Source organism: Enterobacter sp. CPE_E863 (genome assembly GCF_046521465.1).
Lineage (GTDB): Bacteria > Pseudomonadota > Gammaproteobacteria > Enterobacterales > Enterobacteriaceae > Enterobacter > Enterobacter adelaidei.
Window position 1 is genome coordinate 2358784 of sequence record NZ_JBKFZX010000001.1, and the last position, 14275, is coordinate 2373058.

The 14275-nt window shown below is 51.6% G+C and carries 16 protein-coding genes; 5 read left to right on the plus strand and 11 right to left on the minus strand.

Annotated features, from left to right (window positions below; genetic code table 11):
• The first annotated feature begins 66 nt into the window (after positions 1–66).
• From ACLHV8_RS11590 to osmB, 3 genes are all read left to right on the plus strand, one after another.
• On the plus strand, positions 67–249 hold the full coding sequence (locus ACLHV8_RS11590; RefSeq protein WP_024907126.1) for a hypothetical protein: 183 nt from the start codon (positions 67–69) through the stop codon (positions 247–249).
• A 43-nt stretch (positions 250–292) separates the two neighbouring features.
• Positions 293–1045: a DNA-binding transcriptional regulator YciT gene (locus ACLHV8_RS11595; protein WP_208595094.1), complete on the plus strand. Its 753-nt coding sequence runs from the start codon at positions 293–295 to the stop codon at positions 1043–1045.
• Between the two features lie 263 nt (positions 1046–1308).
• Complete coding sequence (gene osmB / locus ACLHV8_RS11600) at positions 1309–1527, plus strand: osmotically-inducible lipoprotein OsmB (RefSeq protein WP_028018806.1); 219 nt, start codon at positions 1309–1311, stop codon at positions 1525–1527.
• Positions 1528–1633: 106 nt separating this feature from the next.
• On the opposite strand, the gene yciH is transcribed toward osmB, so the two are convergent.
• From yciH to pgpB, 5 genes are all read right to left on the minus strand, one after another.
• The gene (gene yciH, locus ACLHV8_RS11605; RefSeq protein WP_028018805.1) at positions 1634–1960 is read right to left on the minus strand and encodes a stress response translation initiation inhibitor YciH; all 327 of its coding nucleotides are present in this window, start codon (positions 1958–1960) and stop codon (positions 1634–1636) included.
• A complete protein-coding gene (gene pyrF, locus ACLHV8_RS11610; RefSeq protein ID WP_028018804.1) occupies positions 1960–2697 on the minus strand; it encodes an orotidine-5'-phosphate decarboxylase in 738 nt (245 codons plus the stop codon). The genes yciH and pyrF overlap by 1 nt, the downstream gene beginning before the upstream one ends.
• Before the next feature lie 185 nt (positions 2698–2882).
• Positions 2883–4052: a lipopolysaccharide assembly protein LapB gene (lapB, locus tag ACLHV8_RS11615; protein WP_028018803.1), complete on the minus strand. Its 1170-nt coding sequence runs from the start codon at positions 4050–4052 to the stop codon at positions 2883–2885.
• Positions 4053–4058: 6 nt separating this feature from the next.
• On the minus strand, positions 4059–4367 hold the full coding sequence (locus ACLHV8_RS11620) for a LapA family protein (protein WP_023312067.1): 309 nt from the start codon (positions 4365–4367) through the stop codon (positions 4059–4061).
• A 148-nt stretch (positions 4368–4515) separates the two neighbouring features.
• Positions 4516–5283: a phosphatidylglycerophosphatase B gene (pgpB, locus tag ACLHV8_RS11625; RefSeq protein WP_028018802.1), complete on the minus strand. Its 768-nt coding sequence runs from the start codon at positions 5281–5283 to the stop codon at positions 4516–4518.
• Positions 5284–5480: 197 nt separating this feature from the next.
• Here pgpB and ribA point away from each other — a divergent pair, with 197 nt between their 5' ends.
• Complete coding sequence (gene ribA, locus ACLHV8_RS11630) at positions 5481–6071, plus strand: GTP cyclohydrolase II (protein ID WP_028013401.1); 591 nt, start codon at positions 5481–5483, stop codon at positions 6069–6071.
• 37 nt (positions 6072–6108) lie between these two features.
• Here the strand turns inward: ribA and acnA are convergent, their stop codons facing one another.
• The 6 genes from acnA to topA form a co-directional block, all read right to left on the minus strand.
• Positions 6109–8784, minus strand: a complete 2676-nt coding sequence (gene acnA, locus ACLHV8_RS11635) for an aconitate hydratase AcnA (protein ID WP_208595095.1) — start codon at positions 8782–8784, stop codon at positions 6109–6111.
• Positions 8785–8944: 160 nt separating this feature from the next.
• On the minus strand, positions 8945–9043 hold the full coding sequence (ymiC, locus tag ACLHV8_RS11640) for a small membrane protein YmiC (RefSeq protein ID WP_049006961.1): 99 nt from the start codon (positions 9041–9043) through the stop codon (positions 8945–8947).
• A 137-nt stretch (positions 9044–9180) separates the two neighbouring features.
• Positions 9181–9351 carry a hypothetical protein gene (locus tag ACLHV8_RS11645; protein WP_032666965.1) on the minus strand — a complete coding sequence of 57 codons (171 nt, stop codon included), beginning with the start codon at positions 9349–9351 and terminating at the stop codon, positions 9181–9183.
• 2 nt (positions 9352–9353) lie between these two features.
• The gene (locus ACLHV8_RS11650) at positions 9354–9494 is read right to left on the minus strand and encodes a YmiA family putative membrane protein (RefSeq protein WP_218064857.1); all 141 of its coding nucleotides are present in this window, start codon (positions 9492–9494) and stop codon (positions 9354–9356) included.
• A gap of 338 nt (positions 9495–9832) precedes the next feature.
• Entirely contained in the window at positions 9833–10807 is a 975-nt protein-coding gene (gene cysB / locus ACLHV8_RS11655) for an HTH-type transcriptional regulator CysB (RefSeq protein ID WP_006175683.1), read from the minus strand.
• 187 nt (positions 10808–10994) lie between these two features.
• Positions 10995–13592, minus strand: coding sequence for a type I DNA topoisomerase (gene topA / locus ACLHV8_RS11660; protein ID WP_114977042.1), 2598 nt, complete (start codon positions 13590–13592; stop codon positions 10995–10997).
• 398 nt (positions 13593–13990) lie between these two features.
• On the opposite strand from topA, the gene ACLHV8_RS11665 reads away from it, so the two are divergent.
• Positions 13991–14242, plus strand: a complete 252-nt coding sequence (locus ACLHV8_RS11665) for a YciN family protein (RefSeq protein ID WP_023312072.1) — start codon at positions 13991–13993, stop codon at positions 14240–14242.
• Positions 14243–14275: the final 33 nt, after the last annotated feature.

The following is a 14275-nucleotide window of genomic DNA, read 5'->3' on the forward strand; positions in this document are numbered from 1 at the left end:
CCTTCTCTTTTGATCCTATTTTCTGCATCATTGAAAATATTAACTTTTCGCTCCTGGGGTGAGATTATGTCTACTATTGATGCACAAGCTGTAGCACAACGTATTGATACCGTGCTGGATATCCTGGTGGCGGGCGATTATCACTCTGCGATCCGTAATCTTGAGATCCTGAAGTCTGAACTTCTTGCTCAGAATGGTGCCGACAATGCGCCAGAAAACCGTCAGCCAAAGGCGCCGTGGGAAGTTTAACCCCAGCGTTCCCGACCTCGTTTCGCTTTATTAAATGGATGCTATGAATTCCCGACAACAAATCATTTTGCAGATGGTCATCGATCAGGGGCGCGTAAGCGTGGTCGATCTTGCTAAAACCACGGGTGTTTCTGAAGTCACCATCCGTCAGGATCTCAATCTGCTGGAAAAACAGAGCTACCTCCGTCGTGCGCATGGATATGCTGTCCCACTCGACAGCGAAGACGTTGAAACGCGAATGATGAATAACTACGCGCTTAAACGTGAACTGGCAGAATTTGCCGCGTCTTTAGTGAACAATGATGAGACCGTTTTTATTGAAAACGGCAGCAGCAATGCCCTTCTGGCGCGTACGCTTGCCGATCAAAAAGACGTTACCATCATCACGGTCAGCAGCTATATCGCGCATTTACTCAAAGAAACACGCTGTGAAGTGATTTTGCTGGGGGGAATTTACCAGAAAAAAAGTGAAAGTATGGTAGGTCCTCTGACACGCCAGTATGTCCAGCAGGTTCATTTCAGCAAGGCGTTTATCGGGATCGACGGCTGGCAACCGGAGACAGGTTTCACCGGTCGGGATATGATGCGTTCTGACGTAGTCAATGCTGTACTCGAGAAAGAGTGTGAAGCCATTGTGCTTACGGATAGCTCTAAATTTGGCGCTGTTCACCCTTATACAATGGGGCCAATTTCTCGCTTTAGCCGCGTCATTACCGATGAACGTTTGAGCGACGCGCACCGTAATAAACTGGAAGATGACGGACTCATCGTCAATATTATTAAAACCCCCGCCTGAGCACATTATGCGCCCGGCTTTCGGGCGCACACGCAGCCCATTCTCTGAGATGATTCCTAACCTCCCTTTAAGAGTTTTTACCTGTTTAAGCTGGCCTAAAGTCGTAAAATTAATGTTAGCGATATAACAGGAAGTGACTATCACCTGCGTGATTACGTAACGCCTGCGCGACCAGCTTTCGCGGAGAACAGAATTAAGTATTCGATTCGTCTATACTTAATGTGTACATCTTTCCGTGAATCGATAATTCAGGAGAAAGTATTATGACCTTAACCAGCAAAAAAGTAGCCGCCGCTGTTCTGGCAATCACTGTAGCAATGTCCCTGAGCGCTTGCTCTAACTGGTCTAAACGTGACCGCAACACCGCTATTGGTGCCGGTGCCGGTGCTCTCGGTGGTGCAGTATTAACAGATGGTAGTACGCTGGGGACATTAGGTGGGGCGGCTGTCGGTGGTATTATCGGTCACCAGGTTGGTAAATAATAATTCGATAAGCCATCCCCGATATTACGCTATTTAGAACGCATTTCAGGTCTGACTTACGCACGTATATAAAACAAGCCACGGCATTTGTCGTGGCTTATTTCTGTTAGCCACCCGCCAGCTTAACTTTCATGCCTTTGGCTTCGAGCAGCGATTTAATTAAATCGCGTTTATCACCCTGAATTTCGATTATGCCGTCTTTCACGGCACCACCGCAGCCACATTTCTTTTTCAGTTCAGCCGCCAACTTTGCCAGTTCCGCATCATCCAGATCGATTCCGGAGATAAGGCATACCCCCTTTCCTTTTCGCCCGCTGGTCTGACGCTGGATCCGAACAATACCGTCCCCCTTCGGACGTTCCGCTTTCGTTTTCGGTTCGTCTATCCGTCCGCTTTCGGTAGAGTAAACAAGACGGCTGTTGGAATCTGTCATTACGCCCCCTTTTTCAGCGACGCGTTGATAGCCTTAAGGGTCTCTGCCGGGTTCGCAGACTGCGTCACCGGACGTCCGATGACCATGTAATCAACACCTGCAGCCAGTGCCTGTTCAGGTGTCATTATACGGCGCTGATCGCCCACGTCGCTGCCTGCGGGGCGGATCCCCGGGGTAACAAGTTTAAAATCCTGCCCCAGGACTGATTTGAAACGCACCGCTTCCTGAGCCGAACAGACAACACCATCAAGACCGCAATTTTGTGTCAGACGTGCGAGGCGCTCAGCATGTTCCGCAGGTGACAACGTCACACCCAGGTCGCGTAAATCACTTTCGTCCATACTGGTCAGCACGGTGACCGCAATCAGCAGAGGCGCATCTTTACCGAACGGCAGAAGCGCTTCGCGGGCGGCCGTCATCATTCTTGCTCCACCCGACGCATGAACGTTAACCATCCATACCCCCAGCTCCGCGGCTGCAGCAACAGCGTGCGCCGTGGTATTTGGAATATCATGGAATTTAAGGTCGAGGAAAACGTCAAAGCCGCGCTGTTGCAGATCGCGTACGATTTGCGGCCCAAACAGCGTGAACATCTCTTTGCCAACTTTCAGACGGCAGTCGCGAGGATCGATACCGTCGACAAAGGCCAGAGCTGCGTCGCGCTTATTGTAATCAAGCGCAACAACAACAGGAGAATCCGTAATTACGCGGGAAGTGGAGGAAGTAACAGACGTCATGACCAGCCCTTTTCGTCTATGGGCGCGCAGCGGCGCGGAACAGATAAACGGCGAGCATTCTACCTGCCGCCGCCGCAAATTGACAGAATCCATTTGTTTTCCTGCCAGGCTGGCAAACCGCATGGAGTTCAGGAAGCAGTAAACCGCTTCAGTATGTTGTAACTAAAATGCAGTATTTTAAAAAATTACTGCCCGTCGAGGCCACGAATTGGCTTGATGGTGGACCATGCACGGCATGAAGGACAGTGCCAGTAGAGAGTATACGCCGTAAACCCGCACTTCTGGCAACGATAGCGCGGCTTGCTGCGCACCTGCTCGCCTACCATGTCGCGCAGCACCATCAGGCTCTCTTTAGCACGCCCCTCTTCAGCATCATTCAGGTGGTAATCCATCAGCTTATGGAATACCCGCATGGTCGGATGACGCTGCAGCTGACGCGTAATATAAACCTGCGCGGTGTCGCTCCCCTCATACTTCTCAACCACGTCTGAAAGCATCAGCTCTGCGGTCGCACCGGTATTCTCTTCCACACAACGACGCAGGAACGCCACCCACTCTTCCTGCTTACCCAACTGTTGATAGCAGGTTTGCAGCATCTCCAGCGTTTCACTGACCAGCTCTTTGTCCTGGTCGATAACACGCAGCAAGCTTTCAACGGCTTTGGCGTAATCGCCATTCGCCATAAAGACGCGCCCCATCATGATCGAAATACGCGCGCTATTACGATCGGCGGCTGCGCCTTTCTTCAACAACGCCATGGCTTTGTCCATGTCGTCGCTGCCCATCTGCTGAAGGGCTAATTCGCAGTAGAAATGCGCTATCTCTACGCGCTGTTTATCTTTACCCAGCTTAACCAGACGTTCCGCGGTATCGATAGCTTTTTGCCAGTCGCTGGTGGCCTGATAAATCTGCAGCAGTTGCTGTAGTGCGCCGATACGGAAATCAGTTTCATCCACCAGCTGCGAGAACATATCTTCAGCACGATCGTACAGCCCTGCGGCCATATAATCCCGCCCCAGCTGTTGTACCGCAAGGAGTCGCTGGTCGTAGGTCAGGGAGGCACTTTCCATCAGGGTCTGGTGGATACGAATTGCGCGGTCAACCTCGCCGCGTGAGCGGAACAGGTTCCCCAGGGTGAGATGCGCTTCAACGGTTCCCGTATCCTCTTTAAGCATATCGAGGAACAGGTCTACCGCTTTGTCCTGCTGATTACTCAGCAGGAAGTTAACCCCCGCAACGTAGTCACGGGAGAGTCGGTTGGCCTCATCCTGCTTTGTTTGTTGCGCACTTCTGCGGCCCATATACCAGCCATAGGCTGCGGCTACAGGCAAAAGCAGAAACAACAACTCCAGCATAGTCGATTATTCCTTCACGACCGGCACACCAGAGCTTTCCGGAATGTCGGACGCAGGCGCAATGTTATTTTCGAGGCGTTTAATTTTACGTTCAGCGCGCGCAAGAGAAACACGGACTTTCAACCAGAAAAGACCACAAACCAGCCAGCCAATGGCAAAGCCCGCAGCAAATAAGACCGCCAGCAGGCTCGATACCCGGTACTCGCCCTGCGCCAGCAGATAGTTAAACGTCACCTGTTGGTCGTTTTGTGCACCCAATGTGACTGAAATGACAAAAATCGCCAATACCAGTAAGAAAATGAGTAAATATTTCACATTACTTCCCGTTATGTGGTTCAAGCGAATAAAGTGTGTTCAATTCACCGCAATCAGTCTTATAAACTACCATTTTAGTGACGGGCGCGAAACGGAAAAAGTAACGCGCCAGCTATGGATTTATGGGCGAAAGACGGATTATCAACCGTCAACCGTCACTTTGCTCCCTTTCGGCAATTTCTTCTTTCTCTTCGAGCGGTGGCGTTAACGGACCGCAGAGTCGTTCGGCAAGCCAGGTCGCCAGCGTGACCAGCAGCCATGAGATCAGCGTAGCGACCGCCAGGTCCTGCGGCCAATGCATCCCCAGCAATAGGCGGCTGCCCATCACTCCTGTCGCCCAGGCCAGTAAAATCACGATAGTCACGGTTCGTCGTCTCGGCCAGAGTAATCCAACGCCCAGTAACGCCCAACTGGCCGCAAACATGGTGTGGCCAGAAGGAAACGCGAACCCCGTCTCTTTTTGCCAGTGTTTACGCAAAAACTTCGGAATATCCTGCTGTTCAGCAAGCTGTTCTTTCACCAGTGCTCCACGATCTTTACGTTTTAAATTGTAGAATTCATCCACAGGAATATGGTGAGTTTTTTCCAGCCAGACGACAAAAGGCCGTGGCTCCTGAACGCGATCTTTAACCCAGGATTTCACGCCCTGACCAATCAAAATGGCAGCACCGAGGATCGCAAAAAGCATTAGCGCCGCCCGCAGTCGAAAACGCAGACACCACAGAAACCACGCGCAGAGAAGGACATGGGTAATAATTCCCCACGGCTGGGTGACGGTTTCCGTTATCCAATATAACGTTTTCAGCCATGCCGCATTCTGCCCGGGCTGCCACATCCAGCCCGAAACCCATACGGCCAGAGGCATAATCAGTAAAATGGCCGCACCTGCTGCCGTACGTCTGGCGATTGAAAGCATGTCTTCTCCTTTTTTGCTAAGCGTCACAATCATAACTGAAATTTATTCGATACGTGGATATGTCGGATCGTGCGTTTAACGTTCATATAGCATGGTGCCCATTAGGTGAACATGCTGAGCTTGTGGCAAAATGAACTGATACAGAAAGCAAAACAGGCGAAAGGCACGACACGTGTCAGCCTACTCTGGAGAATCACATGCAGCTTAAACGTGTGGCAGAAGCCAAACTGCCAACCCCATGGGGCGATTTCCTGATGGTGGGATTTGAAGAACTGGCAACCGGACAGGATCATGTCGCGCTGGTGTACGGCGACATTTCAGGGCAGACGCCGGTTCTGTCCCGCGTACATTCGGAGTGTCTGACGGGTGATGCATTGTTCAGCCTGCGCTGTGATTGCGGTTTCCAACTGGAAGCAGCGCTGACTCACATCGCAGAGGAAGGCCGTGGGGTTCTGCTCTATCACCGTCAGGAAGGCCGTAACATTGGTCTGCTGAATAAAATCCGCGCCTACGCGCTGCAGGACCAGGGCTACGATACGGTGGAAGCGAACCACCAGCTCGGCTTTGCCGCCGATGAACGTGACTTCACCCTGTGCGCCGATATGTTCAAGCTTTTGGGTGTAGATGAAGTTCGTCTGTTGACCAATAACCCGAAAAAAGTGGAAATTCTGACCGAGGCAGGGATCAATATTGTTGAGCGTGTACCGCTGATTGTGGGCCGCAATCCTAAAAATGCCCACTATCTTGATACCAAAGCCGCAAAAATGGGCCACCTGCTGAAAGAGTAAGAGCAAAAAGCCCGGCGCATGTGCCGGGCTGGTTTCGTCAATCCAGCATCTTACGAATCACGTAATGTAAAATACCGTCGTTCTGGTAATAGGTCAGCTCTGTTGCCGTATCAATACGACACCGGCACTCCAGTACCTCGGTTTTTCCGTCTGCCCGCGTTAATTTCACTGGCACCGTTTTACCAGGCTGTAAATTTTGCAGACCACTAATGTCAATCTGCTCCTCTCCGCTCAGACCCAGCGTTTTACGCGTGACGCCCTGCGGAAACTCAAGCGGTAGGATCCCCATCCCAATAAGATTCGAGCGGTGAATTCGTTCGAACGATTCGGCAATGACCACACGAACACCAAGCAGACGCGGACCTTTCGCTGCCCAGTCACGGCTTGAGCCAGAACCGTACTCTTTCCCGGCGATCACCGCCAGCGGTGTACCTTCCTGTTGATATTTGACAGCCGCATCATAAATCGAAACGACTTCCGTACCTGGCAGATGGCGCGTCATGCCCCCTTCCACGCCCGGAACCATCTCGTTACGAATGCGAATATTGGCAAACGTGCCGCGCATCATGACTTCATGGTTACCGCGACGCGACCCGTAGGAGTTAAAATCACGGCGTTCGACACCCCGGCTTTGCAAATAACGGCCTGCCGGGCTGTCGGCTTTGATGCTCCCTGCCGGAGAGATATGGTCCGTAGTGACAGAATCTCCCAGCATCGCCAGAATGCGCGCGCCGTGGATATCTTTAAGCGGCGCAGGTTCAGCCTGCATTTCATCGAAGAACGGCGACAGGCGAATATAGGTCGAATCATCCTGCCAGTCATAGGTATCCGACCCTGCGACGTTGATGGCTTTCCATTCCGGCGTACCTTCAAAGACTTCCGCATACTCTTTGCGGAACATCTCGGTTGACACTTTTTCAACGGCCAGCGCGATCTCACGCGAAGACGGCCAGATATCTTTCAGGTAGACCGGGTCATTCTTGCGATCGTGACCAATAGGGTCGGTCACCAGGTTGATATTCATATTTCCTGCCAGAGCATATGCCACCACCAGCGGAGGCGAGGCGAGCCAGTTGGTTTTCACTAGCGGATGAATGCGCCCTTCAAAATTTCGGTTGCCGGAAAGGACTGCGCCTACCGTCAGATCACCCTGTTTGATCGCCGTTTCAATCGGCTCAGGAAGTGGGCCAGAGTTACCGATGCAAGTGGTGCAACCGTAACCCACCAGGTTAAAGCCCAGTTCGTCGAGATACGGTGTCAGTTTGGCCTGGGCCAGGTAATCCGATACGACTTTGGAGCCCGGTGCCAGCGAAGCCTTGACCCACGGCTGAGGTTTTAGCCCAAGCTCAACCGCTTTTTTGGCCAGTAGACCTGCTGCCATCAATACGCTGGGGTTTGAGGTATTGGTACAGGAAGTAATGGCTGCAATAACCACCGCGCCATCCGGGAGCTGATACTGATGCCCGTTCAGGACATAGTCGATCGGGCGATGATCTTTTTGCGCCACGTTCACTTCCAGTGCATTGCTGGCGGCAAACGCTTTGGGCACGTCAGTCAACGCGACCCGATCCTGAGGGCGTTTCGGCCCGGCAAGGCTCGCCTCAACGCTGCCCATATCGAGCTCAAGCGTGCTGGTGAAGACCGGTTCATCGCCCGGGTTGCGCCACATGCCCTGCGCTTTGGTATAGGCTTCCACCAGCGCGACCTGCTCTTCGCTGCGACCGCTAAGCCGCATGTATTCCAGCGTCACATCATCGATGGGGAAAAAGCCGCAGGTTGCGCCATATTCCGGAGACATATTGGCAATGGTGGCGCGGTCAGCCAGCGGCAGCGAATCCAGCCCATAACCATAGAATTCAACAAATTTACCTACCACACCATGCTTACGCAGCATCTGGGTGACGGTGAGTACCAGATCGGTAGCTGTTATGCCCTCTGACAGTTTGCCGGTGAGCTTGAAGCCCACCACATCCGGGATGAGCATGGATACCGGTTGTCCGAGCATCGCGGCTTCGGCTTCGATACCACCAACCCCCCAACCCAGTACGCCAAGACCGTTGATCATGGTGGTATGTGAATCCGTTCCCACCAGCGTGTCCGGATAAGCCACCCACTCTTTATCCTGCAGTTCACTCCAGACGGCTTTACCCAGGTACTCAAGGTTAACCTGATGGCAAATTCCGGTGCCTGGTGGCACGACGCTAAACCGGCTGAATGCCTGTTGTCCCCACTTCAGGAAGACATAGCGCTCGTGGTTGCGCTCCATCTCCAGACGTACGTTTTCACCAAAGGCGTCGTCATCACCAAAGCGGTCGACGGTTACGGAGTGGTCAATGACGAGGTCCACAGGGGAAAGCGGATTCACTTTTGCGGTATCCCCGCCGAGGCGTTTAACGGCCTCGCGCATAGCGGCTAAATCAACCACTGCGGGAACACCGGTGAAGTCCTGCATCAGGACCCGGGCCGGGCGATAAGCGATTTCTCTGTCGGCGTGGGCATGCTTCAACCACCCTGCCAGCGCCTGGATATCTTCGAGGGTGACAGAATCACCATCCTGCCAGCGTAAGAGATTTTCCAGCAAAACTTTCAAGGACTTGGGTAAACGCGAAATGTCCCCAAGCGTCCTGGCAGCCAGCGGCAGGCTGTAGTAATGCCAGGTTTTATTTTCTGCCTGTAATGTGTCCTTACTGGCTTCGCGTAGGGTTAACGACATAAGCTCCTCCTTAATTACAGAGATGTCCTGACAATCATCAGGGCCGTAATTAAAGATAACACAAAGACGCTGTAACGTTTTGATAACAACCCAAATTGATAAATTCAGATGTGTTCAGAAGGTGAAAACAAAAAACCCCGCCGCAGCGAGGTTTTACAATTTAACGGAAGGCCAGCCAGATGAGCTGGCTCCAGAACAGAATCGACACGGTAAAAACGCCGATCCATGACCAGTATTTATGAGACGTCGTGTTATTCATCATAGGGACACCAGGCATTATTTATAAACGTTTCCGAGGTCGCCCTCAGTTCTATATTGCTGATGTGTATTTATTAAAGAGTACAAAAATGCGGAGTCACTATTCAGACTATTTGCATCATTACGCAATCAACTAAATTATTGTTTTTTGGGTTCGTCTTCCGCGAACACATCAATAAAAGCTTGCTGCTGCGGCGTCAGTTTCCAGGATGCAGGCACAGTATTCGCAGGGGCTTTCCGCACCTTGTGACCATTGTCACGATGCTGACGCATCTGTTTTACCGTCTCTGTTCGTACCGTCAGTGCCATAGTTAACCCCAATATTTCCAGGCCAGGAGAGCAACCACCGCCCAAAAGGAGGCGGAGACGAGAAAGACCGCCAGCCAAGCTTTACGCTTAAGCGCAGGATCCCTTTGCGGTTCTTCACTTCCAGAAGGCATTGCTAACCTCATACAATCGACATCGCTTATCATTTAGGACCAAACAATTGGTACAATTAATCATCTGTTGAGATAAATCCTAAAGAAACTTTAGCCGAAAAGCCAGTGAATTTATGCATTGGGAGGTATGAAATATTCAATCTTTTGACCAGAAATAAATAACTGAAAAGAAATATTTGCGAAGCGTCAAATTAGTTTCTACTTTTGTCGCCAATTCACGACATTATAACCCTGCAGATAAAATGGGTAATGACATTATATGGCAGGGGAAGCGTAGATGATGATAATTCTAATTTAGCTTTGAGACGTTATTTCGGTATCTTTCCCTGATGGAAAGATACCGGGAGTGATTATTTTGCCGGGAGTTTGATGTCTTTAAACATCTCTTCAATATCTTCATTCGAGCGTAATGCGACGGCAGTATCAACCACGTCACGTGTTAAATGCGGGGCAAAGCGCTGAATAAAATCATACATATAGCTACGCAGGAAGGTACTGCGACGGAATCCAATTTTCGTTGTGCTGTGGCTGAAAATATCGTGCGCATCAAGGCGCACCAGATCGGGGTCTGAAACCGGATCAACCGCCATGCTGGCAATGACACCCACCCCAAGGCCAAGCCGTACATAGGTCTTAATAACGTCAGCATCGGTGGCGGTAAAGACAATACGCGGCGTTAATCCTGCGCGGTTAAAGGCTGTATCAAGTTCTGACCGTCCGGTGAAGCCGAATGTATAGGTCACTAAAGGATATTGCGCCAGCTCTTCAATAGTCACCGACCCTTTACCCGCCAACGGGTGATCGGGAGTCACCACAATCGAACGGTTCCAGTGGTAGCACGGGAGCATAACCAGATCGTCATACAGGTGAAGTGCTTCCGTCGCGATGGCAAAATCCGCGTTTCCCTTCGACACCGCTTCAGCAATTTGCGTCGGTGACCCCTGATGCATATGCAAAGAGACGCGTGGATAACGCTCAATAAAGCCCTTAATAACACCTGGCAAGGCATAACGCGCCTGGGTATGCGTCGTGGCAATATACAGCGAGCCTTTATCCGGCCAGGTATGCTCCCCCGCCACAGACTTAATCGCGTCGACTTTAGAGAGGACTTCCCGCGCAATGCGGATGATTTCCTGTCCTGCTGGCGTTACCTGCGTGAGATGTTTGCCGCTGCGGGCGAAAATCTGGATACCTAATTCGTCCTCCAGCATACGCACTTGTTTGCTGATGCCAGGTTGCGAGGTATAAAGCCCCTCAGCGGTAGACGAGACGTTAAGGTTGTGATTCACCACCTCAACGATATAACGAAGCTGCTGTAATTTCATGCCAGACCATCCGATTTAGCGCATGCGGTCAATCGCTTAAGACGATTTAATAATAAAAAACAGATTAACTATAACCACTATATCATTTATAGCCTGACTGTATAGTACGGAACAAAAAATAATAACAAGGTAATAAAAAAGGGCCGGAAATCCGGCCCTTTTACAGGTAAGTTACGGTTAGGGAAGATTATTTCTTGCCTTCAACCCATTTGCCATCGACAAAGAAGGCTGACCATCCGGTCGCTTTACCCTCTTTCTCTGCCGCAACGTACTGCTGCTTAGTTTTACGGCTAAAACGCACCACGGTTTTGTTGCCTTCCGGATCCTGCTGTGGCGCATCGGCCAGATAGCGCAGTTTCTCAGGCAGACGATCGCGGAAACGATGCAGCTCTTCCACCAACGGTGCGCGCGTTTCACGCGATTTCGGGAAGGTGTTGGCGGCAAGGAAGACACCTGCGGCGCCGTCACGCAACACGAAGTACGCGTCTGATTTCTCACACGGCAACTCAGGCAGCGGAACAGGATCTTCCTTCGGCGGCGCCACCTCACCGTTACGCAGAATTTTGCGCGTGTTTTTACACTCGTCGTTAGTACACGCCATGTACTTACCGAAACGCCCCATTTTCAGGTGCATTTCAGAACCACACTTCTCGCACTCCACAATCGGACCGTCATAGCCTTTGATGCGGAATTCACCCTCTTCGATCTCGTACCCGTCACACGTTGGGTTATTACCGCACACGTGCAGTTTACGTTTTGGATCGATCAGGTAGCTGTCCATTGCCGTGCCGCATTTTTTACAACGGCGTTTGGCGCGCAGGGCGTTGGTTTCTGCGTCATCACCTTCCAGCACGTTAAGAACTTCGTTCTCAGGAACCAGGTTAATGGTGGTTTTGCAGCGCTCTTTTGGCGACAGCGCATAACCGGAGCATCCCAGGAATACGCCCGTTGTTGCAGTACGGATCCCCATCTTACGGCCACAGGTTGGGCAGTCGATGCTGGTCAGTACCATCTGGTTAGGCAACATGCCGCCTTCTTCAGGATCTTTCTCCGCTTTTTCAAGCTGACCGGTAAAGTCGCTGAAGAAGCTGTCGAGTACCTTTTTCCATTCCGCCTGATGGCTGGCAACCTGGTCGAGGCTGTCTTCCATCTGCGCGGTGAAATCGTAATTCATCAACTCGCGGAAGTTGGCTTCCAGACGGTCAGTCACGATTTCACCCATTTTCTCCGCATAGAAACGACGGTTTTCAACGCGTACGTAGCCACGGTCCTGAATGGTCGAGATGATTGACGCGTAGGTCGACGGACGACCAATACCGCGTTTTTCCAGCTCTTTCACCAGGGAGGCTTCGCTGAAGCGCGCAGGCGGCTTGGTAAAGTGCTGAGCCGGGATCAATTCGACCAGAGACAGCTCGTCACCTTTGTTAACCGCCGGCAACGTGCGATCTTCATCACCTTTACGCAACGCTGGCATGACTTTCGTCCAGCCATCGAAGCGCAGGATGCGGCCACGCGCCTTCAGTCGGAAATCACCTGCGCCGACAGTCAGCGTGGTGGAGTCGTACTGCGCTGGCGTCATCTGACACGCTACGAACTGGCGCCAGATCAGCTGATAAAGCTTCTGCGCGTCGGCTTCCATGTCTTTCAACGACTCGGCTAACACAGAGACGTCAGAAGGACGGATCGCTTCGTGCGCTTCCTGAGAGTTCTCTTTGCTGGCGAACTGATTGGCACTTTCCGGCAGGTATTTCTTACCGAAATTGTCACTGATGTAGCCGCGCACCATGTTAACCGCGTCCTGGCTCAGGTTGGTTGAGTCGGTACGCATATAAGTGATGTAACCCGCTTCATACAGGCGCTGGGCCATCATCATGGTTTTCTTCACGCCATAGCCCAGACGCGTACTTGCGGCCTGTTGCAGTGTAGAGGTGATAAACGGCGCCCCAGGCTTACTGCTGGTTGGTTTATCTTCACGTTCCAGCACCTGGTAGCGAGCTTTTTCCAGCAGCGCCACGGCGGCCATGGTCTGGTCACGGTTTTCAGGGCGGAACGGTTTGTCGTTTTGATGGCTCACCTGCAGCGGCAGAGCATCACCACCTGGCGTCGTCACATTGGCGTCAACTTCCCAGAATTCTTCCGGTACGAAGGCTTTAATTTCGCGTTCACGCTCAACGACAAGACGTACAGCGACAGATTGCACACGACCTGCTGACAGACCACGGGCAATCTTCTTCCACAGCAGTGGAGAAACCATGTAGCCCACAACACGGTCCATAAAACGGCGTGCCTGCTGTGCGTTTACACGGTCGATATTCAGCTCGCCCGGCTTCTCAAACGCCTGACGAATCGCATTCTTCGTAATTTCGTTAAACACTACACGGCTGTAGCGTTTGTCATCACCACCGATCACTTCCCGCAGGTGCCACGCAATGGCTTCCCCTTCGCGGTCAAGGTCGGTTGCGAGATAGATGTGGTCTGCTTTTTCAGCAAGCTGCTTCAGCTCGTTAACGACTTTTTCTTTCCCGGGCAACACTTCATATTGTGCATCCCAGTTATGCCATGGGTTAACACCCATGCGGTTGACAAGCGCGCTACGTTCATCCTTTTTAGGCTTTTTGGCCCCTTTGGTGGAGGTAGAGTCTGCGCTCTTTTTGCTGGCTGAGCCACTGGTCGGCAAATCGCGGATATGACCCACGCTGGACTTAACCACGTAGTCATTACCCAGATACTTATTGATCGTTTTGGCTTTTGCCGGGGACTCAACGATGACGAGAGCTTTACCCATATTCACCTTTACCTAATTTAATTCTTCCAGGAATACGCCGCACGTTGATTTCCCTTCCGCTGACGGCGAGCCAATGATATTGCGGCCGCGTCAGGAGATATCAACCCCTTTGTCTTACCGGACGTCAAAGAAACACGCCCAGGTGATTGAGTTATCGGGTATTTTTCTCACATTTCGTATAATTCGTGACGAATTCCCGGTCGAATGTCAAGCAATTCTGTTGCCAGAATGACGAAAGCGCACACTCTACCTGATAAAATTCGTTACGCAACTTTATTAGCATGCAAAAGCAAATCCCGCCAGCCAGGCCCCTGCTCCTTATCCCCTCAGATTACAGGGAAAATTTGCCCCCAAAGCGCCCTCGGCGTAGACTATTGTCACTGTTTAAGGAGTGGATTATGCAGAATACGACCCAACCTATTGACCGAGCCTCTCTGCTTATCGAAGCAAACAAGCTTATCCGTGACCATGAAGATACGCTGGCGGGCATTGAAGCCACTGGTGTGGAGCAGCGCAATGGCGTGCTGATTTTCAGTGGCGAATACTTCCTTGACGAACAGGGGTTACCGACCCCGAAAAGCACCGCCGTGTTTAACATGTTTAAATACCTGGCGCATACGCTTTCAGAGAAATATCACCTGGTCGATTAATGCAAAACGCGAGGCATATGCCTCGCGTTTTTG